A 23,697-nucleotide genomic window follows, 5' to 3' on the forward strand; every position below is an offset into this window, starting at 1 on the left:
CGGGGGTCAGAAGAGGGCGCCGCCCGCCACCTCGGCGTGGGCCTGCACCTCGGGGGCCGCCGCGTCGAGCCGGCCCCTGATGTCCACGAGCAGGGCGAGTTCCTCGGGGGTCAGCGCCGCCACCACCTCCAGCTGCTCCTCGCTGAGGGCGTCGACGTCGAATCCCGCGGCGGTGAGGGCCTCCAGGGTGGGCCGGGGCGCGGCATGGTCGGTCACGGGTGTCGGTGTCCTTTCGTCAGTCGGCGGCGAGGGCGAGGAAGAGACGGGCGAGCAGACCCGCGGTGTGCAGCGCGCTGACGCAGACGGCGGTCTGGCGGTGCGCGGGCAGCGCCAGGGCGTCGAGCTCCCGGTGCAGGTCGTCGACGTGTCCGCCGTCCAGCTCGGCGTGTTCCCGGACGGTGCGGAACGCGGCGGGCGGCCATCCGGTGGTCTCGGCGAGACGGTCCGCGAGCCGGGGACCCGGCGCGTTGCCCTCCAGGACCGCGATGTAGCCGAGCAGGGCGACGGGGTGCTCGTGCTCGATCCGGTAGTACTGCGCCCCGGCGAGTTCGACGACGACCGGGTGGGGCACGGCGGCGGGGCCGGCGCCGACGGCGGCGAGGTCCTCCAGCAGCCAGGCGTCGTGGTCGCGCTCCTCCTCGGCGTGCCGGGCGCAGTAGGCGGCCAGGCGCCGTGAGGCCGGGTCGTCCCGTTCGGCGGACCGCTCCGCGGCGCGTTCCAGCAGCGGTACCGAGGCCCGTACCAGCGCGTGCATGGCGGCCAGATAGCGGGGGTAGCGGCGGCGCAGTCCGTCCGGTCGCCACAGGGCCGCCGTCGCGGCCCGCAGCACCGGGTCCGCGGGCGCGAGCTTGGTGCTCAGCGCGAGGGACGCGGCGGCGGTCACCGGCCGGCCGCCTGCTGCGCGGCCGGTGCTTCGACCAGGTGCGCGTAGGGGGCGCAGCCCATGCGGCGCACCAGGGCGGCGGGTCCGGCGGCGAGCTGCTGCCGGGCGCTGAGCCGGTCGAGGAGTTCCCCGACGCGGCCGCCGGCGTCCCGGGCCGCGTCGGCGAGCAGGTCCGGCCGGTCGGCGAGCGCGTGGCAGGCGCGGCAGTAGCCCGCCGGGGCGGCGCTGCCGGAGCGCTCGTGCAGCCGCAGCGGTCCCGCGGCGCGCAGCACGCGCAGCACCGGGGAGGAGAGGGAGCGCGCGCGGACGGTCTGCCAGTCGTCGTCGGCGATGTGCCCGAGGCGCAGGTGCGGGGGCACGGGCCGCCGGTCCACCGTCCACTGGTTGCAGCAGGCGGTGACGGTCCCGTCGAAGGTGATCACCGGCCAGGCGGCGAGGGTGCACGGCGCCGGTCCGGAGCCCCCGGCACCGGACGGCGCGCTCCGCACGAGACCCGCGGCGGCCGCGCGGCCCAGCGGCCGTATCTCGTTGACCAGCAGCGGGACCCGGCCGCCGAAGGCGCGGCGGACGTCCGCGACGACGTCCGCCGTGTACGGGTCGTCGGGGCCGTTGCCGGTGAGGTGGACGCTGACCGGTGTCCCGGCGTCGAGCACGGCGCGCAGGGCGCTCAGCACGTGCGGGCGCGGGACCTCGCGTTCGTGGTGGACGTCCATGCTCGCCGAGAAGTGGTCGAGGGCGCTGATCGCCCGCATGATCCGGTCCGGGACGCGTCCGTCGCGGGCGAAGAACATCCCGCTGAGCAGGGCGACGCGGGCGCCCTTCGCCCGGGCGAGGCCGGCCAGCCGGGCGGCGAGTCCGGGCAGCAGCAGCGGTTCGCCTCCGGTGAGCATGACCGCTTCGGGGCGGTCGGTGGTGCCGAACGAGTCGACGAAGCGCAGCAGTTGCTCCGCATCGGGCCGTTCGGCGGCGGACGGCGAGGATCCGGTGGAGCAGTGCGCGCAGCTCATGGGGCAGCGGCGGGTCAGCGCCACCAGGAGACCGCCGCACGGCACGGGGCGCAGTCCGATGAGCTCCGCCAGCTCCATGGCGCCTCCTTGGGGTCGGCCGCCGCGTGCTCGTGCCGCGCGCGGGGCATGGCCCGGAGCATGCCCGGGCGCGGCACGCTTCCGGTTCACGAACGCCTGGGGATCGGTTGAACACCAGGCCGGCGCCACCGGAAGGCCGTGGCGGGACGGTGCGGGCGGAGGGCCGGCGGGGGCGATCCGGCCGGCGGCGTCGGTGTATACCGGCGCCCAGCCGGCGGCCAGGCGTTCCCATACCGCGGGTCCGTAGGTTCCTGCTCAGCCGGCGCAGCGACGCCGTCGACCAAGGAGGAGCACATGCCCGAGAACACGAACCCCGAGCCGACGGAGAACGAGGACATCGAGGTCGTCGCCCACAGCGAGGACGAAGAGGCCGAGGCCGGCTGCGTCGTCAACCACTCCAGCGAGCTCAACTGACACCTCGTCATCGAGCCCTGAGCACCGCGCGGGCCCCCCGGTTCCCGGCACATCCCGCCCGGGACCGGGGGCCCGCGGCCACCAGGGCGACGGACCCCAGGAAGCCGAGGGAGCGCACGTCGTGAAGATCCTCCTCTGCCCGCTCAGCGACGGCGGCTACCTCTACCCGGCGATCGCGGCCGGGCGGGAACTGCGCCGCCGGGGCCACGACGTGGACGTACTGGGCCGGTCCACGGCGGCAACCGTCGCCGCCGACGCCGGCCTGCCGTTCGCGGCGGCGGAGGACTTCGGCGGCCGCCGGGCGTTCTCCGCCACCTGGTGGGGACCCTCCGGTCCGGCGCAGTACCGGGCGACGCTCCGCGCGGCCCGTCAGACGGGTGCCGACGCGCTGGTCACCTCCGTACTGTGCACCGGGGCCCTGCTCGCCGCCGAGACCCTGGACATCCCCGTGGTGGTGGTCGGGCTCTCGGTCCACCTGTGGGACTACCGCGCGGGCGGCGAGGACGAGCCGCAGCTGGGCCGGACCCGGGCCAGCCGGACCCGCGACTGCCTGCGCTTCTACACCGACCTGCGGGAGCAGACCGGCCTGGCGGGGCGCGCCTGTCGGTGGGGGGACGAGCCGCTGCTCGGCGACGCCTTGCTGCTGCGCGGCGACCCGGAGCTGGAGTTTCCGGGGGCGCGTCTGCCCCGGCGGGTACGGCACGTGGGGCCGCTGTCCTGGGAGCCGAGGCCCGAACCGGCGGAGGTCGAGGCCGTCGAGGAACACCTGGCACGGTCCGGCAAGCCCGTCGTCTATGTCCACCTGGGCCGGTTCTTCGAGGGCAAGAGCCTGTGGCCCCGGCTCAACGAGGCGTTCACCGGCGGCCGGTTCCAGGCCGTGGTCGAGCAGGGCCGGTCCACCGACCCGCGGCCCGCCCCGGACGCCGACATCCTGCTGGTCCGCAAGCGGTGGATGGCGCCGCTCGTCGACCGCGCCGGGCTGGTGCTGAGCAACGGCACCTCAGCCCCGGTGCTCGCCGCCCTGCTGCGCGGGCTGCCTCTCGCGCTGTCGCCCAACGGCTCCGAACAGCCCCTGCTCACCGGCGCCTGCCTGCGGGCCGGAGTGGCCGTGCACTTCCCCAGGAGCCCGTCCGTTGCGGCTTCGGCGCTGCTGGAGTCCGCGTGGCGCAGCGACGCTCTGCGCGACCGCGCCCGGGCGCTCGGCGGCAGGCTGGCCGCGGCCGACGGCGCGGCGGGCGCGGCCGACGCCGTCGAACAGGTGGCCGGGGCCGCCGCCCTCTCTCCGGCCGGGACGGCCGCCGCGCCGCCTGCCGGGGCCGCCGCGACCCCGTCACCCGCCGGGGCCTCAGCCTCGTCCCCTGCCGGAGCCGCCGCTTCCTCGAAGGAGAAGTATGAGTACGCGACCAGCAGGCCTCGATGAGGCCGTGACCAGCCTGTCGGCGGGCGCGCGGCGGTGGATCGGGCTGCACGCCGCCTACCTCGACACCCCGGCCGCGCACGCCGAACTGCCGGCGACACCGCGGGTGAAGGCGCTCCTCCAGCTGGCGATGCTGCGCCGCTACTGGGAGAGGTGCGCGCCCGCGGACCCCGCCCTGTCCGCGGTGACCGCGGTGGTCGAACAGGTCTGGCGACGCCCCGACTTCCCCCAGCTGCTGACTCTGGAGCGCAGGTACACACGGCAGTTCGAGCTGATGTACGCGGCGCTGGCACCGGCGGGCACCGCCACCGGGGCGCCCGGGGCCGTGCTGGCCCGGCTGACGGGCGGCAGCTATCTGACCCCGGGCCGCAAGCCGCCGTTCCTCCAGCTGGAGGCGCGGTTCTACGCCGACATGGCCGGTGCCGGACACCGGTTCGCGTCGTACGGGGAACTGTACGAGGCGAGCCCGCTGCCCCGGGCCGGCACCCTGCCGGCGGCCGACCTGGACGGCTGCCTGGTCGCCCACACGCTCTTCTACCTCAGCGACTTCGGCTTCCGCGATCCCGGTCTCACCGGGGAGGACCGGGATCGTGCGCTGCGCGTGGTGGAACGGCTGACCGACCGCTGCGTGGCGGTCGGCGACTGGGACGTCGTCGCGAAGCTGCTGCTCGCCCAGCACTGCCTGGGCGCCGATCCGCGGCGGACCCCGTCGGGCGCGGCCGGGCTGCGGATGCTCGCCGGGGCGCAGGCTCCCGACGGGGCGGTCCCCGGCCGGTGCGCCGCCGAGCGGCCCCCGGCCGGGGCGACGTCCGTGGAGTACTTCCGCACGTCCTACAAGGTGACCCTCGTGGTGGCGCTGATGACGCTCATCGTCGACGGCGGCCGTGCGAGGACACCTTCCCTGACCGGCGCGGCACCCCTGCGGGAGGCACGATGAGCATCGACCGAGCGGTGGGCACCGGCGCGGCGGCGGGGACCGGCGGGGTCCTGGACATCGGCCGGACCGTGCGCGCCCGGCCGGGGGCGGACCGTGAGGGCGCCGCGGCGCTCCCCTCCGGGGCGCGTCTGCTCAAGGGCGCGCGGAACTGGTGGTTCCTCGGTCCGGGCGGGGTGGCCCGCCTGAGCGGGCGGCACGTCACCGCCGAGGGGGCCCTGCGTCCCGGGGCGGAGCAGCGGCTGCGTGAGAGCGGCATGCTCACCGCGCCCGGCATCCGCGCGTACGCGCTGACCGTGCTCACCAGCACCCACTGCAACCTGGGCTGCGGCTACTGCTTCCAGAACACGGCCCAGGACGAGGGGGGCGGAAGCCGGCCGCCGCGGATCGGGCGCAGCCGCCTCACCTCGGAGACGATCACCTCGATCCTCGGCTTCACCGAGCGGCGGATGGCGGCCGCGGGCCTGGACAGCCTCAGGATCCTGCTGTTCGGCGGCGAGCCCCTGCTCAATCCGCGCGGCTGCGTGGAACTGCTGGAGCGGGCCGCGCGGCTGGCCCCGACCTCGGCCTGGATGATCTCCAACGCGACCCTGCTCACCCCGTCCCTGGCCCGCCGGCTCGCCGGTCTGGGACTGACGTCCGTCCAGGTCACCTTCGACGGGGACCGTGACGACCACGACCGGATCCGGATCGGCCGGGCGGACGGCGGCGCCACCTTCGACAAGATCGTCCGCAATCTGGTGCGGGCGACCGAGGAGACGCCGATCCGGTGGACCCTGCGGGTGAACGTCTCCCAGGAGACCTTCCACGGCGTGGACGCGCTGATCGACCGGCTCGCCGCCGCGCTCGACCCCGCCCGGTGCACGCTGTACTTCGCCCGCATCGGCGACGTGGGGGTCGGCTACGCCAACAGCCTGCTGCACACGGGCGAGTTGGCGGACTCGTTCGTGCGGTGGCAGCGCCGGGCGCTCGACCTCGGGTTCACGGTGAGCCGGCCCGGCGCCCGCAAGACGTGTGTCACCTGCGGCCACACCGACGGCCGCTACGGCGCGGTGGTGAGCGCGGACGGCACCCTGGCGAGCTGCTGGGAGACCGCGGGCAAGCCCGACTGGGAGGTCGGCACCGTCACCGACGGCTATCTTCCCGAAGCGGTGACCGGTGACCGCTGGATCGCCTGCCAGGACCTCTACCGCTTCGACGAGGACGCGGCGACGCTCGCGAGGTTCCGGGACTCCGTCGACACGGCCCTGCTCGACCATCTGCACGAGACGGGGCGCCTGTAGACATGTCCTCATCCCTGGAGCGGCTCTCGGCCGGTGCGCTGCGCTGGCTGGACGGGAACCTGGAGTTCTTCGACCCGTTCTCGGCGAGCGCCCGGTCGGCGACCCACGCGAAGGCGAAGGCCGCGCTGGAACTGGCGCTGCTCTGCCACTGCGCCTCCCGCCTCCCGGACCCGCCGGCCGCGCTCGGCGGGGCGACGGACCTGGTCCGCAGGCTCTGGCAGGACCCCGGCCTCCCGCGGCTGTTCGAGGAGGTCCCCCGGCACGCGTCCACGTACCGGCTGATCCACGCCGCGCTGGCGCCCGACGGGATCGACGGCACCCAGGTCCGGGCCTCGCTCGGCCGGCTGGACCCCGGGTTCCTCACGCCGCGGGACAAGTCCCCGTACCAGCGCGTCGAGGTCCGCTACTACGCGGACAAGGCCCGGGTCCGCCACAGCGTCGAGCCGCTGGCCGAACTGCTTCCGCACAGTCCGCTCGTCGCGTTCCGCGCCGCCGGGCCGGGGGAGGGGGGCGCGGACGGGGCCCCGCTCACCGTTCCGCAGGCGTACGCCCTCACCCACACCGGCTTCTACGCGGGCGACTTCGGGCGGACCGCGCCCGGTCTCGGCGCGGGAGCGCTGGCGCACGCGCGGGACCTGGTGCGCCGGATGCTGCTCCACTGCGTCGCGCACGACCAGTGGGACCTGGCCGCGGAGCTGGTCCTCACCCAGTTCGTCCTGGGCGGCGATCCGCTGGGCACGCCCGAGGGCGCCGCCGCCGTGGAGTGCCTGACCCGGGCCCAGCGGTCCGACGGGGCCATCCCGGGGAGGTCCGCGGCACTGGCGGCGCCCGCGTCGGCGACGGCCGGCGAGTTCTTCCGCACGGCGTACCACACGACCCTGGTCACCGCCATGACGGCACTGATCGTCTCCTCGCCGAGGCCGTCATGAGCCGGCTGCCGACACTGATCAACCGCGACTACACCCGGCTCTGGTTCGGCCAGGCCGTCTCCTCCGTCGGCGACGCGGTCTTCAGCACGACGCTGGTGCTGTGGGTGGCGACCGTGCTGGCGAAGGACGAGCCGTGGGCGCCGATGGCGGTCAGCGGCATCCTGATGGCGTCGAGCGTGGCCGTGCTGGTCGTCGGACCGCTCGCGGGCGTGTTCGTGGACCGGTGGGACAAGCGCGCCACGATGCTGCGCACCGAGGTGGTGCGCGGGGCGGTGGTGGCCGTGCTGACGGCCGTCGCCTTCCTGCCGGCCGGGGCGCTCGCGGACGGGGTCTGGCTGGCCCTGGTGTACGCGACCGTCCTGCTGCTGCACTCGGCCGGCCAGTTCTTCGCCCCGGCGCGCTTCGCGGTCCTCGCGGACCTGGTGACCGGGGAGGCGGACCGCGCCCGCGCGGCGGGCATCGCGCAGGCGACCGGTGAGACGGCCTGGATCGTCGGACCTCCCCTCGCCGCCCCGCTGCTGTTCACCGCCGGCCTCCAGTGGGCCCTGCTCTTCAACGGCCTGACGTACGCGGTGTCGTACGTCGCGATCCGCGCCATCCGGACACCGGCGGCGCAGAACGCGGCGGGGGCACCCGCCGGGCGGTACCGGCCCGGTCTGCGCCGGGAGTTCATGGAGGGGCTGAGGTTCTTCGCGGGCAGCAGGTTCCTGGTGGCGCTGCTGGTGCTGGCCGTGATCGGCCAGTTCGGGGTCGGCGCCCTGAGCACCCTCAACGTCTTCTTCACCACGGACAACCTGCATGCGGACGCCCACCTCTACGGGTATCTCGGCATGGCGATGGGGGCGGGCGGGATCGCCGGCGCGCTCGGCGGCGGCCGGGTGGTGCAGTGGCTCGGGGCACGCCGGACCACCTGGCTCGGCCTGCTGGTGAGCGGGGTGCTGCTGATGGCGTACTCCCGGCAGACCGGCTTCCTCGGGGGTGTCGCCCTGCTCTTCGTCTTCACCGTTCCGCTCACCGTGCTGAACACCGCGATGTCGCCGCTGCTGCTCGCGGCGGCGCCGCCGGACTACCGGGGCCGGGTGATGGCGGTGTTCTACCCGGTGACGAAGCTGGCCTCCATGCTGTCCGCGGTCCTGTCCGGCTGGCTCGCCGGGTCGGTGCTGCGGGACGTCGACGGCTCGCTGGGCGGCCTCCGCTTCGGCCCCGTCGACACCGTCTTCGCCGTGTCGGGGCTGGTCGTCGTGGCGGCCGGCGTCTTCGCCTGGGCCGCCCTGCCCGCCACGGAGGGCGCCGCGGGCGCGCAGGCCCCCGCCGCCTCCGGTACCCGTGCGTCCGTCCGCGCCGCTCTCACCCGCGCCGCTCTCACCCGCGTCCGGTCCGTCGGACGCCGCCGCCCCAGGAGGACGACCATGCCCGAGCACCCCCGTCCCGCCGCCGGCCCCGAACCGGCCGGGAACGACCACGACGGCATCGAGGTCGTCGCCCACAGCGAGGACGAGGAGGAACTCTCCGCCTGCGTCGTCAACCGCTCCGACGAACTCTGACCCGTCGACGGATGAGGGAGGATCCCGTGACCACGCAGGCCCGCCGCCACCCGGACGCCCCGCGGCAGGAGGTCGTCGAGGACGTGCACGGGCTGCGCGTCCCGGACCCCTACCGGTGGCTGGAGGACGCGACGTCCGCCGCGACGCTCCGCTGGGGCGCCGAGCAGGACGCGCTCTACGCGGCGCAACGCGCGTCCTGGCAGGACCTGGGGCGGTGGGAGGCCCAGGTCGCGGCGATCGACGCCGTCGACCGCACCAGATCCCCCGAGGTCCGCGGCGACCGGATGTTCTGGCTGCGGCAGCGGGCCGGCCAGGAGCACCCCGTGCTGGTGGTGGCGGAGGCCGGCGGCGAGGAGCGGGTGCTGCTCGACCCCGCGGCCCTCGACCCCTCGGGACGCACCGTGCTCGACGCCTGGGAACCCTCCGTGGAGGGCGCCCTGCTGGCCTTCCAGGTGTCCCGGGACGGCACGGAGGACTCCCTGCTCCAGGTGCTCGACGTGGCCACCGGGGAGGTTGTCGACGGGCCCGTGGACCGGGTGCGCAGGTCGTCGGTCGCCTGGCTGCCCGGCGGTGAGGCGTTCTACTACGTCAGGAACCTCGGCCCCCGCGCCCGCCCCGGGGAGGCGCGCTACCACCGCCGGGTCTACCTGCACCGGCGCGGCACGGACCCGGCGACGGACGCCCTCGTCTTCGGCGAAGGGCGGGACCGGACCCAGTTCTACAGCGTCTCGGTCACCCCCGACGGCCGCTGGCTGGGCGTCACGGCCACCCTGGGCACCGGACGCGGCACCGACCTCTACCTGGCGGACCTGCACGCCGGCCCGCCGGAGGACCCCCGGTGGCTGCCGGTCCAGGAGGGCAGGACGGCCGCCACCCGCCTCAGGGCGGTGCCCGGCAGCGGTCCGCGGGATCCCGTATGGCTGCGGACCGACCGGGGCGCCCCCCGCGGGCGGGTCGTCGCCTGCCGGCCGGCCGAACTCCCGCTCGGCCCCGGCGCCTGGCGCGAGGTGGTGCCCGAGCGGCCCGACGCGGTGCTGACGCATGTCGTCGTGCTGTCCGGCCCGGAGCTGAAGCACCCGCTCGGCCTGGTCGCCTGGACCCGGGACACGGTGGCCGAGGTGACCGTGCACGACCTGGTGGAGGGCCGCCGGATCGCCACCCTCCCGCTGCCCGGCACCGGCGCCGTCGGCGACTTCTCGGCCGTCCCCGGCGGCCACGAGGCCTACTTCGCCTACACGGACTTCGTGACACCGCCGCGGGTGCTCCGCTTCGACGCGCGCACGGGTGCGGTCACGCGCTGGGAGCGCGACGCCTCCGACGCGCCGGGCGCCGGCGGCGCGGTCACCCGCCAGGTCGCCTTCCCCTCCCGCGACGGCACGACCGTGCGGATGTTCGTCATCTCCCCGGCCGGCCGCCCGGACGTGCCGCGCCCGGCGCTGCTCACCGGGTACGGCGGCTTCGGCCGGACCATGTCGCCCCGCTACCGGGCCCTGGTCCTGGCCTGGGTCAGGGCCGGAGGGGTCTTCGCCTGGGCGGGGCTGCGCGGCGGGGGAGAGGAGGGCGAGGCCTGGCACCGGGCCGGCAGCGGGCGGAACAAGCAGAACACCTTCGACGACTTCGCCGCCGCCGGCGACCGGCTGATCGAGGAGGGCTGGACCGAGCCGGGCCGCCTCGCCGTCATGGGCGGTTCCAACGGCGGGCTGCTGGTCGGCGCGGCCCTGACCCAGCAGCCGGAGAAGTACGCGGCCGTGGTGTGCAGTTCGCCGCTGCTGGACATGGTCCGCTACGAGCTGTCCGGACTCGGCCCCAGCTGGACGCCCGAGTACGGCAGCGCGCAGGATCCGCAGATGCTGCCGACGCTGTACGGCTACTCCCCCTATCACCGCGTCACCCCCGGGACCGCCTACCCGGCGGTGCTGCTGACCGCCGCGGACGGCGACACCAGGACCGACCCGCTGCACGCCCGCAAGATGTGCGCCGCCCTCCAGCACGCCTCGACCGGCGCCGGGCCGGTTCTGCTGCGGCTGGAGCGCGGCGTGGGCCACGGCGACCGGTCCGCGTCCCGCTCGGCGGCCCTGCAGGCCGAGTGCCTCGCCTTCCTGGCCCGGCACGTGGGCCTGCCGGCCCCGGCGGATCCCGGCCCGGCAGCCCGCTGAGGCGGACTCCGCCGGGGCCGGTCAGCCCCGGACCTCGGGGTCCGCGGCAGGCCGGACGCCGTGCACGTACAGCCGTATCAGATGCGGCAGTTCGTACTGGACGGCGTGCGCGGTGACCTCCTGACAGGGCGAGGTCACCAGGCCGGCCTCGATCAGCCCCTCCACCACCCGCACGGCGTGCCGCTCGTCGCAGCCGAGGGCCTCGGCCGCCTCGGTCAGCCCGAACGGGCCGTCCCCGGTGCCCAGGGCGAGCCGGCCCGCGTCCCGGCCGCAGCCCTCGGGCAGTGCCGCCCAGCCGCGGGCGAGCCACCGCCGCACCGAGACGTCCCCGGAGGTCAGTTCGTCCAGCGCTGCGGCGGGGTCGGCGAGCCGGTCGGCGAACTCCCGCAGCGGCACATGGCGCAGGACCGCCAGGCGCATCCCGCTCACCCGGACCGCCAGCGGCGACCCGCCGCAGGCCCGCACGATCCGCAGCGCCGCCTCCCGGTCGGCCCGCACCCGGCCCGGGCCGATGAGCCCGGACAGCAGCTGCAGGGCCTCCGCGGTGCCGAGCGGAGGGAGCGGCAGCCGGTGCACGGGGGCCAGCCCGCCGAGCTGGCCGCGCGCGGTGAGCAGCACCCTGCCCCGTCCGCCGTACGGCAGCAGCGGGCGTACGGCGCTCTCGTCCGGCACGTCGTCGAGGATCACCAGCACGTTCCGCCGGGCCACCCACGCCCGCCACGCCTCGGGCGCCGGCGGCGCGGACCGGCCGGTGAGGGCGCCGGCCTCGGCGAGCACGGCGGACAGCGGCCGGGGCCGTCCGTCCGCGTCCCGCAGGGAGAGACAGAACCGCCCGTCGGGGAAGCGGTCGTCGAGCAGATGCGCGGCACGCACGGCCAGCGCGGTCTTCCCGGACCCGACCGGCCCGGACAGCAGCACGACACCGCCGCCGACGTCGTCCGCCAGCAGGTCGAGGACGTCGTGCAGTTCACCGCCGTGGCCGGTCAGGTCGGCGACGTCCGGCGGCAGCGCGGCCGCGGCCGCACCCCGGCCCGGGCCGTGCGGAGCCCGCGCCGGACCGGTGTCCGGGTCCGCCCCCGGTTCCTCCCCGCCCGCGAGGACCGCCCGGTAGCGCGCCGCCATGGCGGCGCTCGGCTCCAGGCCCAGTTCCCGGGCGAGCAGCTGCCGGTAGTCGTCGTACACCGCGAGCGCCTCGGCCTGCCGGCCGGACGCGCTCAGCGCGCACATCCACGCGGACCGCAGCCGCTCCCGCAGCGGATGCCGCTCCACCAGGTCGCGCAGCTCCTCGGCCACCGCCGGCGCGCCGCCCAGCCGCAGCCGGGCCTCCGCCCAGCTCTCGTACGCCGTGAGATGACGCAGCTCCAGCCGCTCGGCCTCCTCGGCCAGCCGGGGCGAGCGCCGCAGGTCCCCGCCCAGCGGCGGCCCCTGCCACAGGTCGAGGGCCTGCCGCAGCAGCGGGGCTGCGGCCCGCGCATCCCGCCCCTCGGCGCTCCGCACCAGGGCGCGGAACCGCAGCAGGTCGAGCTCGTCCTCGGTGGCGCGCAGCACATAGCCGGCGCCCGTGTGGGAGAGCCGGGGGCGGTCCCGGTCGTCGTCCGCGAGCAGGGCGCGCAGCGCGCTGACGTACACCTGGAGGTTCTTCCGGGCGGTACGAGGGGGCTCCTCGGGCCACACCGCGTCGGTCAGGGCGTCCACGGAGACCGGGCTGTTGGCGGAGCCGAGCAGCGCGGCCAGCACGACGCGCTGCTTGAGCGGGCCGAGGGGCAGCGGGCGGCCGTCCCCGTGCACCGCGAGCGGGCCGAGGACGGAGAACCGCAGGGCACCGGGTGGCGCCGCGGGCGGTGACACGGCGGGCTGCGCGGACGGACGCGGCATCGGGCGGACCTCCGTGGGGGCGAAGGGAGTCGGCCGTTCGATGGTCCGCCGGATCGTCCCGCCACACATCGGTACCGGGCCCGCAGACTCCCTCCGCCCGTGGGGGCGGGGTGGGGGAACGACCCCCCATGTCCGGGGGCGGGTCCCCCATACCGGGGCCGGCGGCCCCCACCCACGGCGGCCGCGACGCGCCCCTTCCGCCGGTCGCGGCACCCGGCGCACCGGGCGCGTCCCCCGCGGTACGGCGGCGCCCCGCAGGGGCGGCGGGCGACCGCGCGAGCGGCCACGACGGCGCTGCGGCCGACCGGCGTCCTGCCGCAGGACTCCCGGCGGAGCGCTCAGCGGGGCGTGGGCGCCTTGCTGGTCTGCGGCTCCTGGTCCTGCGCCCGCTGCGCGGACAGCGCGCACAGCGCGGAGCGGTCCGCGCTGCCGGTCTTGGCCATCAGGCTCGCCATGTGCTTCTCCACCGTCCGGGGGGAGATGCACAGCCGGCTTGCGATCTGCTGGTTGCCGGGCCGCTCGGCGAGCAGCACGAACACCTCGTACTCGCGCGGGGTGACGCCGGCCGCACGCAGCTCCGCGGGGATCCGCTCGCGGCCTCCGCGGTGCTGGGGGACGCTGACGCCCGCCTGCCGCAGCAGGGCCCGGCAGGCCCCCGCGACCGGCTGCACGCCCGCCCCGTGGAAGTACTCCTCGGCGGTCCGCAGCCAGGCGACCGGCTCGCCCCACGCGTCGTCGAGAGCCCCCTCGGCGGTCAGGCGCAGGGCGAGATGCCAGGCCTGCGGGAACGCCTCCGCCGCGCGTGCGGCCTCCCGCACGCTGCGCCGGGCGCCCGCCTCGTCGCCGTCCCGGCCCCGCAGCAGCGCCTGCGCCATGCCGAGGAACATCCGGTTCCAGGCCAGTTGCCCGCCCGGTGAGGCCAGCGCCGCGCCGAGGGCCCGGGGGCCGCCCTCGTCGCGGGCGAGGACCCGCAGCAGGGGGCGCAGCCCGTGGCTGCCGCTGAGGTAGAAGAAGCTGGGGTGTTCGCGCTCCCAGGCCGCGACCGCGTCGAGTTCGGCGGCCGCCCGTGCGCGGTCCTCGGCCATCAGCGCACCCACGGCCTGGCACAGTCCGCGCTGGAGGGGCACCAGCATCGACTCCTCGCCGCCGGCCCGGCGGAACCGCGCCAGGGCCCGCTCCTGCTGGCGGGTCCGCCCCCGGTGGGCGGCGAGGGTGGCGTCGACGAGAAGCAGGTAGCGGTGGGCCGACAGGTTCTGGAGGCGGGCGCTGGCCTCCACGGACCGCTCGACGATGTCCCCGGCCCGGTCCCAGTGGCCGGCCAGGACGCTCTGCATGGCGAGCAGCCCGTCGGTGGTCTGGAGCAGGGCCAGCGAGCCGAGTTCGTGCGCCGCCTGCCGGGCGGACTCCAGCCGGGCGGCCTCGCCGGTCCGCATGAAGGCGTTGGTGCCGAGCCGTACCAGTGCCTCGGCCCGGCACACCGCCAGCCGGTGCCGGTCGGCGACGGCCAGCATCCGCACCAGACAGGCGTCGGCCTCGTCGAATCCCCGCTCGCGGGACAGCAGAGCCAGCAACTGCCAGGCGCGGCAGGCCACCACGGGCCGGCCGCGTTCCTCCGCGGTGAGCGCGGCACGCCGGGCGGAACGTTCCGCCTCCTCGAGCCGCCCGTGTCCGTGCGGGCCGTCCCGCTCCGGCAGCAGCAGAAGGTGCCCCTCGACCACCACCAGCGCCGCCTCCTGCTCGGGCCGCGGCGGTGTCCCGAGCAGGGAGCGGGCCGCCCGGATCCGCCGGCGTGCCTGTCCGGGCCGCTCCGCCATGGTGGCGACCCAGGCGACCTGGGTGTGCGCCTGCGCCCGCTCCTCCGCCGCGCGGGATCCGGCGGGGGCCGGCGGCAGGTCGTCGAGCAGCGCGCAGGCGGCGTCCAGCCGGCCGGCCTCGGCCTCGGCGATCGCCAGGTGCACGGTCACCTCGTCGCGCTCCTCGTCGGGGGCGAGGCCGCGGGCGCGCTCCAGCAGTACGGCCGCCGAGCCCGACGCGCCCGCGTCCAGCATCTGCCGTCCGACCTGGGCGAACTGGCGGGAGGCGGTCGTCGTGTCGCCCGCGGCCAGCCGGAGTGCCGCGACCAGCTGACGCTGTTCGCCCGACAGTTCGACGGCCGACTGCTCGATGGCCGTGGCCGCGCGGCGGGCCAGCGCGGCCTGTTCCGCGGGGGGCAGTGAGGTCCGAAGCGCGTCCGCCGTCAGGACGTGGCGGAAGGTGTAGCGGTCGTGCGCCGCCCCGTCCGGGGCGATGATCCCGGCCTCCGAGGCCGACCGCAGGTGGGCGAAGAGCGCGCGGTCGTCGAAGCCGGTCACGGCGCCGACCGCCTCGACGGAGAACCGGCCGCCGAGCGTGGCCGCGACGAGGAGCAGCTCCCGCACGGGTTCGTCGAGCCGGTCCAGCCGGCGGGCCCAGCTGCGCACCGCGCCGCTCGGCACCGGCGCCTCGTCCTGCTCGGCCAGGACCCATCCGCCGCCGGACCGGCTCAGGCGCCCCGTGTCCAGCAGGTCGGCCAGCAGCACCTCCACCAGGTAGGGGTTGCCGCCCGCCCGACGGGCCAGGTGCCGGTGCGCGGCCGGGGGCACCTCACCCGGTGAGGCGCCCAGGCACGCGTCCACCATGTCCCGTACGGCGTCCTCGGTGAGGGCTCCGAGCTCCCGCAGCTCGGCGGTGTTGCGCAGCTCCGCGGCGAGCGCGAGGTCCAGCGCGGGGCCGGGGTCGGGCCGGAGCGTGCCGACCAGCAGGACGGGCACGTCGGCCACGTTGTCGACGAGGTACTCCATGACCGCGATCGTCTCGGTGTCGGAGTCGTGCAGGTCCTCCAGGAGGATGACGCAGCCCCGCTCGCGGCCGAGCACGGCCAGCAGCCTGAGCAGCGCCTCGGCGAGCTCGACCAGCGAGATCGCGTAGCCGGACGCCGCCGCGGCGGACCGCCACTCCGGCACGAGTCCGGCCAGCGCGGGCCGGTAGGGGGCCAGTTCGGGGTCGTCCGGGGCGCCGGCCGCCCTGAACCGTGAGGACAGCGCCTCGACCAGGGGCCGGAAGGGCACGACCAGCCCGGTGGACGTGGCACGGCCGCGCAGCACCGCCATGTCGTGGGCATAGGCGTGCAGGGCGCATTCACCGACCAGCCGGGACTTGCCGATCCCCGCCTCGCCGAGCAGGAACACCGCCCGTCCGGTGCCCCCGGCGGCGCTGTCGAGGGCCCTGTCCAGCAGCCCGACCTCCGCGTCCCGCCCCATGATGACCGACGACATCGCACGCATGTGCGCAGGCTAGTTGATCCTTCTGCCACACGGCAGAGGGCCGGGGAGCGCCCCGGCCTCCGCCTCCCGCGTCCGGCCGCCGTCCCCGGCACCTCGCCGGGGGCGGGTGCGCACTCCCTCAGGCCAGCGTGATGGTGCCGGTGGTGAAGGGCATGTCCACCGCGTCGGCCGTGTCGGGTTCCACCGACCTCAGCAGCCGGCTGCGCCGCCCCAGAGCGCCGCCCGCGCCGAGGGTGACTTCTCCGACCGGATGCTCCTGGCCCGCGGCCTCCGCACCCGCTCCGCCGTCGACGTACCTCACCGAGTCAGTGATCTGCATGGTCGCTCGCCTCTCATCCTTCGTGTGGGCGGAAGTGGTGGTCGTGCCGGGCCGTGCGTGGTGCGGTGGTGCGGTGGTGCGGCAGGGATGGGCGCCCGGCGGTGCGGCCGGCGGCCGGGTCGTCCCGGTCCCGGCCCGCGCGCCGTGCCGAGCCGGGCGTCAGGGCCCGGCCGCCCGCAGGAGGAGCAGCGACGGCACGCGCTCCGGGAAGCCCGCGCGCAGCAGGCCGTGTCCGATCCCGGCCAGGCCGGTCAGCATGCCGGGATGCGGGACTCCGCCGGGGGCGCCGCTGCGCGGGCCGGCCTGTTCGACGGACGCGAGCAGGGCTCCGGCCCGGCGGACCCAGGGACGGCGTGCCTCCGGCAGTGCGTGGTGTGCCAGCAGTTCGCACAGCCCGGCCTCGCCGTGACAGAGGCTGTCGTCCGGAGCCGTGCGGTCCCGGCCGAGTTCCCCGGCGCTCCTGCGGGCCCAGTCCGCGAGGCGCGGGTCGTCCAGGGCGCCCGGCGCGTCCAGCACCGCGAGCGCGATCCCGGCACGCCCGCGGCACCAGGCGGACGCCCGGGCCCCGCCGTCGTCCCGGGCGTCCCCGGCCACCGCCGCCCGCAGTGCGGCCAGCCCCGCCCTCCGGTGGTGCTCGACGGCGCCGGTGCCCCCCGCGCCGATGGCGGGCCAGGTGTCGGCGAAGCGCAGCAGGGCCCATCCGACCCCGGCCGTCCCGCCGGTGAAGGACCGTCCGAGGGATGTGAGGTCGGCGGCGGCCAGCCGGTCGGCGCAGGCCCGTGCGGCGGCCCGCAGGGTCTCCCGCTCGGCGCCCCCGCCGCCGGCCCCGTGGGCGGCCAGCAGCGCGGCCAGCCCGCCCGCGGCACCCGTGGCCAGGCCGAGACCGCTCTCCGTGCGGGTCGCCTCGGCCGCCAGGCGCAGCGCGGCGGAGGCCGATGCCCGCAGGTCCGGGTCGTCCAGCAGGCGGGCCGCCTCGCCGAGGGCGTATGCGATGCCGCCGAGGCCCGAGAAGGCCCCGGAGCCCACCGCGCCGAGGTCGTCGGGCCGGGCCGCGAGCGCTTCGAGCAGCGCGGGTACCGGCGCCAGCGCCGTACGGGCCGCCTGTGCGTAGTGCCCCGCTCCGGTCAGGGCTGCCAGCTGGGACAGGAACAGGGCCGGTCCGCTGTAGCCGTCGGCCAGGTCGGCGGCCATGGGGCCGATCCGCCAGTAGCGGTCGTCCAGGAGCTCCAGGCCGATCCAGTTGCTGCGGGGGCCTTCCCGGTAGGCGAGGGAGACCAGGCGGTCACCGAGCGACCGGGCCGCCGACAGCAGCCGCTCCGGTTCCGGGGCGAGCGGCGCGGTCGGGGGGCGGCGCCGTCCGGCGGGCCGGTGCGCGGGCTCGGAGCAGGCCGTCGCCATCGCGGCCCGCACGATCCACTCCTGGTCCTGCCGGTCCACGGCGTCCAGGGCCGCCAGCTTCGCCGTGACCCGGGCGATCCCGGGCAGGCCGGTCCCGCCGGCCGGCAGGCCGCCCGCGCCGAGGAGCTGCGAGCCGCCCGGCCGGGCGGTGAACAACGGCACGTCCCCGGCCCAGAGCTGGATGATCTCCTCCTCCACCGGGCCGGGCCCGGGGAGCGCGCCGAACCGGCCGGTGCGCAGGGTCGCGAGGACCCGCTGCCGCTCGTCCGCGTCCTTGAGCAGCCCGGGATGGGTCGTCTCGTCGAGAAGCATGCTGTACACCCAGGTGGGACGCAGCACCACCCGCACCTCGTCGTCGGCGAAGGCGGCCAGCGGGCCCGGCGCGGCGAGCAGTTCGTCCCGCGCACCGCTGATCGCCGTGTACGCGGCGGAGAACCCCGCGCACAGCGCCTCGACGTGGGCCCCGGGCTCGACGGGCGTACCGTCCGCGAGCCGTGGCCGGTTGGCGGACTCGCCGAGCCGCCCGGTCCTGCGCACCAGGCGCATCCGGTCGGTGCCGGCGTCCGCCCAGTCCGCCCGGTCCACCGGCGACACCGCCGCGCGGCCGCCGCCGAGGGCGGAGACGTCCAGGGCGCCGTGGTCGCCGACCAGGAGCTGGGGCAGCAGCCCGACGCGGTACACCGAGTCGTGCAGGGCGCGGGCGGCGGGGTCCCGGGTCTCGGCGCCGGGCAGCGGAGGGTGGAACAGGGTCTCCACGTCGACCAGCACCGGGTGGGCCCCGACGGCGATCAGGTTCTCGTGGTGCAGGTCGGTCCCGTCCAGCAGATGCAGCAGGGCCAGCAGGGCGCCCTGGCGGCGGTAGAAGGTCTCCACCTCGGCTCCCCCGGCGCAGGGCCCGGCCTCGACGAACTCCACCCACCCGTACGTGCCCCGGTCGAGCAGGCGCAGGGCGCGCAGGTCCACGGCTCCGGGCAGCCGGCCGAACCAGGCGAGGAGGTCGTTGAAGTGCCGGTGCACGGCGAGCGGCCGCGGCTTGTACACCAGCCGGGTTCCGTCGGCGAAGCGCAGCAGCATCACGCCCCGGCCGCCCCGGTGCCCGTCGCCCGCGCCCGGCTCGACCCCCACGAGGGGCCCCGGGTCCCGGCCGGGCCGCCCCAGCAGCCCGCCGGTCAGCCGGTCGCGGTCGTGCGCGAGCCGCTCCAGCGCCTCCGCCGTCGCGTCCGCCGCGTCGAGTGCCGCCCGTCCCAGGATCCGCGCCAGCACCGGCCGTCCGGCCAGCAGGTCCGTCAGACCGCGCCGGGCGGCGGCCCGTCCGAGGAAGTGCCGGAACCTGGCCCGGGAGTCGTCCCCGTCGAGCCGCCCGGCGGTGCGCGCCTCGTGCAGTTCCAGCACCAGCGTGCGCGCCGCGGCCCGCGCCAGCCGGGCACCGAGCTGCCGCTCCAGGTCTCCTCGGACGGCGTCCAGGTCCACGTGGACCCGCGCCGGAGCCGGCAGACGCCGCTCCAGCCGTTCCCCGGCACAGCGGGTGAAGGGCTCCAGCACCCACGCGAAACCGCTCAGCCCGGGATGGTCCCGCTCGGGTGCGAGGGCCTCCACCGGCGCCGCGTCGGCGGCCTGCTCGGCGAACGCGGCCCAGTCCGGCCGCTCCTGCCGCCCCCGCCCGGCGTCCCCGGAGACCAGTCCGGCCTCCCACCACCGCCCGCTGTCCGACAGCGTGGCCGCGGCCCGCCCCGATCCGGCCTCCGCCGCCATCGTCCCTCCCCGCCGTCCGGTCCGCTCCACCGGCTGCTTCACCGGCACGCCCGATCCTCGTACGGCGGGTGCCGACCCCGCATGGGGGAGAACCCCCCATGTTCTACGGGTCGCACACCTGTGCCGAGTTCCGGCCGCGCCCCTGCCGCCGGAGCCGTGCACGCGATCCGCCCACACCGGAGGTCTCGGTTGCGTCACATCCTGCCGATCGGGCTTGGCCGATCGCCGGAAGATGTCGCTGAGCGCGGGATGACCTGGACGGGGAAGGCAACTGGTCCGTCGCGTACAGAGGTTATCCACCGTCAGGGCTTCACGCGCACTCCTGCGACGTCGGAGAAGGGTGTGCCGACGCACGGTGCGGCACCCGTGCGGAGTGTCCGGAATCGAACGTTGAATTTCCGAAATATCCCTCCCCGTGATCTGCTTGCGGTGGTACTGACCTGCGGGTTTTAGTGCACGGGTCATTTTTGAGATCTGTGTGAACCCGGGGTGGAAATCAATGGGGTGGGGTGTGCCGCGTCCGCGACGCGGCGGTGGACGACGAGCCGGCGGACGGGTGCTGTCCGCGTTGATCGCCATGGCGGCGGCCGCGGGAGTACAGGGCGCGGTCGTACCGGCGGCGGCCGCCGCGGGCCGGACGGCTCCGCAGACCGAGGAGCAGAAGGCGTCGGCCGCGGCCAAGGAGAGTGGCCGGCCCGTGGAGGTCGTCGGGCAGCGCACGGCGTACGAGACGACGTATGCCAATCCCGACGGCTACTCCTTCCGGCTGGTGGATTCCACCGTGCCGGTGCGGGTGCCGAAGGACGGGGGCGGCTGGCAGCGGCCCGACGCCACACTGGAGCGCCGCGCCGACGGCACGGTGGCCCCGAAGGCGGCCGCTGTCGACATGGCGTTCTCCGGTGGCGGTACCGGTTCCGACCTGGTGCGGATCTCCGAGCAGGGGCGTTCGCTGAGCCTGGCCTGGCCCGGCAGGCTGCCGGAGCCGGAGCTGGAGGGCAGCAGCGCGCTGTACCCCGACGTGCTTCCGGACGTCGACCTGAAGGTGACCGCCACGCTGGAGGGCTTCCGCCATGTGCTGGTCGTCAAGACCCCGCAGGCGGCCGCCGACCCGGAACTGAAGCGGATCGACTACGGGCTGCGAGCCTCGGGCCTGATGGTCCGTGAACAGGACGGTGGCAGCCTCGCGGCCGTCGACGCGCAGGGACGCACCGTCTTCCGTGCCCCACGCGCCCAGATGTGGAACTCCGCGGGCGAGGACGGTCCCGCGGCCGCCGCACCCGCCACGACGGCGGCCCCGTCCCCGCACGCGGCAGCCGCAGCGGAGACCGACGGCCCGGCCACGACCGTCACACCCACCGCGGCGACTGCTCCCCGGGCGCGTTCCCTGGCCCGGTCCGCCACCGGGCCGGCGTCCGCAACCGCTGCCGCGACGGACCAGCCCGGAGCCGGCGGCACCTCCGACGATCGCGGAGCCCCGGGCGCCGCCGACGGATCCGGCACCTCCGGCGCGGGAGCGGTCGACCGCTCCCAGCAGCCCGCCCACGACGACGACGTCGCGGTCATGGACACGCGGGTGACGGCCACGTCCCTGTCCGTGGTCCCCGACCGCTCCCTGGTCGCGGCCACCAAGGCCGACGAGTACCCGATCTACATCGACCCCACCGTCACCTGGGGCGAGTCGGAGCGCACCCTGCTGCGCTCGGACGGCTACGAGTCCTACGGCTGGGGCAACGGCTCCGACGGCCAGGGCATGGGCGTCGGCCACTGCGGCACCTGGAGCGGCTACTACTGCGGTCCCGGCTACACGCAGCGGCTGTACTTCGAGTTCTCGCCCGCGAGCCTGAAGGGCAAGCAGGTGCTGGACGCCACCTTCCGCGCGACCGAGACGTGGTCGTTCACGTGCGACGCACGCTGGGTCGACCTGGTGCGCACCAACAACATCTCCTCCTCCACGACCTGGTCCTCGCGCCCCAGCGAACTCGACTGGATGGTCGACCGGTACGTGTCGGCCGGCCGCGGCTCGGCGTGCAGTCCCTCGCAGCCGGCCGCGCCCATCGAGTTCAACGACAACCCGGCGGAGACCAACGAGAACCTGACCCCGACGGTGAAGGACTTCGCCGCGGGCAAGTTCTCCCGGCTCACCCTGGAACTGCGCGCCCACGACGAGTCGGACACCTCGGCCTGGAAGCGCTTCAAGAACGACGCCGTGCTCGCCGTGGACTACGTGGGCCTGCCCGCCAAGCCCACCGGCATCGGGCTGAACGCCGACGGCAAGCCGGCGTGCGAGACCGACGCGGCGGACCCGCAGATCGTCTCCGACCCGACGCCCAACCTGATGGCCACCGCCCAGACCGAGTCGGGCGGCGAGAGCAGCGCCCAGCTGAAGGTGTACTTCGACATCGACTACCAGGACGGCGCCGGGACCTGGGTGGACAGCCCGGCCGGAAACGGCGACCTGCGGCCCTCCTCCGGTTACGTCGGCGACGGCACGGCTCTCAACATGAACTGGCCGTCGCTGGCCGACGGCAAGCTCTACCGCTACCGGGCCTGGGTCCGCTCCTACTACAACGGCGGCTCCTCCTACCTGTCCGGCCCCTCCAACGCCTCCACCACCGGCTGGTGCTACTTCAAGGTCGACGCGGAGCGACCGCACGCCCCGCAGGTGAGTATCGGCTCGCCGTACACCGAGTGCACCGCCGACGCCTGCGAGGCGCACGGCGGTCCGGACGAGGACGCGTCCTTCACCCTGGCCGCGAACAGCGCGGACGCGGACGTGACCGGCTTCGACTACCGGCTGGAGCCGGACGGCGAGTGGACGAGCGCGGGCAGCACCGTCCCGGCGACCGTGACCGTCACCCCGGAGACCGCCGGCACCAAGCGCCTCGCGGTCCGCGCCAAGGACTCCACCGGGCCCGGCGCGCAGTCGGTCGTGGACTTCCTGGTCGAGGCCGGGGACGGCCCCGTGGGCCGCTGGCACTTCGACGAGCCGAACGGCGCCGCCACCGACTCCGGCACCGCGGAAGGCTCCACCCGGCACGACGCCACGCTCACCGGCGGCGCCACCCGCGACGAGCGGGGCCGCCGCGGCGTCCTGACCCGCGACGCCGCCGGTAGCCCGCTGGTCACGCCGGTCACCGACCGCGGTCTCGCACTGGACGGCGCCACCGGGTACGCGGCGACCGGCACCGCGGTCGTCGACACCCGTGCCTCGTTCACCGTCTCGGCATGGGCCAAGCTCGACGCGGGAGCAACCGGCAACCGCACCGTCCTCGGCCAGGACGGCGGCTTCTACAGCGGGTTCTACCTGTCCTACATGGCGTCGAAGGGCACCTGGACGCTGCGCACCTCACCGAAGGACGCCACCGACGGCAACATCACCGAGCAGATGATCGTCGCCGGCCGTCCCGCCTCCTTCGACGTGTGGACGCATGTCGCCGCCGTCTACGACGCACCGGCCAGGCAGACCCGGCTCTACGTCAACGGCAAGCTCCAGGGAACCCAGACGGTGCAGCCGTCATGGCAGGCCGCGGGCGGTCTCCAGATCGGCCGGGTGCTGTGGCGCGGGAACTACACCGACTACTTCCCGGGCTCCATCGACGAGGTGAGCGCCTGGCAGCGGGCCCTGACGGACGGCGAACTCGCCGACGACGCCCGGCTCGCCACCAGCCAGGGCTTCAACGGCGCCGAGCTGACGGCCGCCTGGGACCCGGCGGCCGGCAACGGCACCGGTGTCCCCGACACCGCGTCCGGATACGGCCGAGGTCTCACCCTGTCCGGGGGCGCCACGCTGCAGGACGGATCGATCGTGCTGGACGGCACCGACGGCGCGGCCACGGCCGCCGGCCCCCTGGTGGACGACACCGGTTCGTTCACCGTGACCACAGCGGTCGCACTGGACGGGGCGCGGCTGGCCGCGCAGGACGTCGGCACCGTCGGCCAGGTCCTCGGCCAGCGCACCGCGGACGGCTCCGCCTGGGGCCTGTGGTTCGAGCTGACCGGCAAGGAGACCGTGCTGGACGAGGAGACGTTCGAGGAGAAGACGGTGCCTTCCGGGCTCTGGCACTTCGGGCGGCTCAACGCGGACGGCACCTTCAGCTCCGTCGCCTCCGACAAGCCCGCCGAACTGGACAGCACGGTCCGGCTCACCGGTGTGTTCGACGCGCAGGACGGCACCGTCAGCCTCTACCTGAGCGCCAACCGCAACGGCGAGCCCACGGCCTTCACCGCGAAGACCGGCAGCGGCGACTTCGCACTCGGCCAGGCCTTCGACAGCGGCGCCTGGACCCACCACCTGCCCGCGAGCATCTCGGACGTGCGGCTGTGGGCGGGCGCGATGGCCTCCGCCACGCAGATCGGCGAGACGGTCGGCGACTGACCGGCTCCGCGCCGGGTGAACCCGCGCGGAC

The 23,697-nt window shown here is 75.9% G+C and carries 14 protein-coding genes; 7 read left to right on the forward strand and 7 right to left on the reverse strand.

Annotated features, from left to right (window positions below; all coding sequences use genetic code 11):
- Positions 1-6: 6 nt before the first annotated feature.
- From AC5K6T_RS15015 to AC5K6T_RS15025, 3 genes are read right to left on the reverse strand one after another with little or no spacing between them, the layout of a single operon-like run.
- Positions 7-216 carry an aroma-sacti cluster domain-containing protein gene (locus tag AC5K6T_RS15015; RefSeq protein ID WP_493209175.1) on the reverse strand — a complete coding sequence of 70 codons (210 nt, stop codon included), beginning with the start codon at positions 214-216 and terminating at the stop codon, positions 7-9.
- Positions 217-235: 19 nt separating this feature from the next.
- Positions 236-883: a hypothetical protein gene (locus AC5K6T_RS15020; protein ID WP_493209177.1), complete on the reverse strand. Its 648-nt coding sequence runs from the start codon at positions 881-883 to the stop codon at positions 236-238.
- Positions 880-1,968, reverse strand: coding sequence for a radical SAM protein (locus AC5K6T_RS15025; RefSeq protein ID WP_493209179.1), 1,089 nt, complete (start codon positions 1,966-1,968; stop codon positions 880-882). Before AC5K6T_RS15025 ends, AC5K6T_RS15020 begins: the two co-directional genes overlap by 4 nt.
- A 535-nt stretch (positions 1,969-2,503) precedes the next feature.
- Here AC5K6T_RS15025 and AC5K6T_RS15030 point away from each other — a divergent pair.
- The 6 genes from AC5K6T_RS15030 to AC5K6T_RS15055 are packed head-to-tail and all read left to right on the forward strand — an operon-like array spanning position 2,504 to position 10,645.
- The gene (locus AC5K6T_RS15030) at positions 2,504-3,802 is read left to right on the forward strand and encodes a glycosyltransferase (RefSeq protein WP_493209180.1); all 1,299 of its coding nucleotides are present in this window, start codon (positions 2,504-2,506) and stop codon (positions 3,800-3,802) included.
- A complete protein-coding gene (locus AC5K6T_RS15035) occupies positions 3,774-4,736 on the forward strand; it encodes a DUF6895 family protein (protein WP_493209182.1) in 963 nt (320 codons plus the stop codon). Before AC5K6T_RS15030 ends, AC5K6T_RS15035 begins: the two co-directional genes overlap by 29 nt.
- Positions 4,733-6,016 carry a radical SAM protein gene (locus AC5K6T_RS15040; protein WP_493209184.1) on the forward strand — a complete coding sequence of 428 codons (1,284 nt, stop codon included), beginning with the start codon at positions 4,733-4,735 and terminating at the stop codon, positions 6,014-6,016. The genes AC5K6T_RS15035 and AC5K6T_RS15040 overlap by 4 nt, the downstream gene beginning before the upstream one ends.
- Positions 6,017-6,018: 2 nt before the next feature.
- A complete protein-coding gene (locus AC5K6T_RS15045; RefSeq protein WP_493209186.1) occupies positions 6,019-6,945 on the forward strand; it encodes a DUF6895 family protein in 927 nt (308 codons plus the stop codon).
- A complete protein-coding gene (locus AC5K6T_RS15050; protein ID WP_493209187.1) occupies positions 6,942-8,489 on the forward strand; it encodes an MFS transporter in 1,548 nt (515 codons plus the stop codon). Before AC5K6T_RS15045 ends, AC5K6T_RS15050 begins: the two co-directional genes overlap by 4 nt.
- Before the next feature lie 11 nt (positions 8,490-8,500).
- Positions 8,501-10,645, forward strand: a complete 2,145-nt coding sequence (locus tag AC5K6T_RS15055) for a prolyl oligopeptidase family serine peptidase (protein WP_493209189.1) — start codon at positions 8,501-8,503, stop codon at positions 10,643-10,645.
- A 21-nt stretch (positions 10,646-10,666) separates the two neighbouring features.
- On the opposite strand, the gene AC5K6T_RS15060 is transcribed toward AC5K6T_RS15055, so the two are convergent.
- The 4 genes from AC5K6T_RS15060 to AC5K6T_RS15075 form a co-directional block, all read right to left on the reverse strand.
- Positions 10,667-12,520, reverse strand: a complete 1,854-nt coding sequence (locus tag AC5K6T_RS15060; protein ID WP_493209191.1) for an AfsR/SARP family transcriptional regulator — start codon at positions 12,518-12,520, stop codon at positions 10,667-10,669.
- Positions 12,521-12,858: 338 nt separating this feature from the next.
- Positions 12,859-15,822, reverse strand: a complete 2,964-nt coding sequence (locus AC5K6T_RS15065) for an ATP-binding protein (protein WP_493209193.1) — start codon at positions 15,820-15,822, stop codon at positions 12,859-12,861.
- A gap of 118 nt (positions 15,823-15,940) precedes the next feature.
- Positions 15,941-16,141, reverse strand: coding sequence for a hypothetical protein (locus AC5K6T_RS15070; RefSeq protein ID WP_493209194.1), 201 nt, complete (start codon positions 16,139-16,141; stop codon positions 15,941-15,943).
- A 159-nt stretch (positions 16,142-16,300) separates the two neighbouring features.
- On the reverse strand, positions 16,301-19,291 hold the full coding sequence (locus tag AC5K6T_RS15075) for a type 2 lanthipeptide synthetase LanM family protein (protein ID WP_493209371.1): 2,991 nt from the start codon (positions 19,289-19,291) through the stop codon (positions 16,301-16,303).
- Between the two features lie 577 nt (positions 19,292-19,868).
- On the opposite strand from AC5K6T_RS15075, the gene AC5K6T_RS15080 reads away from it, so the two are divergent.
- On the forward strand, positions 19,869-23,666 hold the full coding sequence (locus AC5K6T_RS15080; protein WP_493209372.1) for a LamG-like jellyroll fold domain-containing protein: 3,798 nt from the start codon (positions 19,869-19,871) through the stop codon (positions 23,664-23,666).
- Positions 23,667-23,697: the final 31 nt, after the last annotated feature.

Source organism: Streptomyces sp. B8-7 (genome assembly GCF_058833805.1).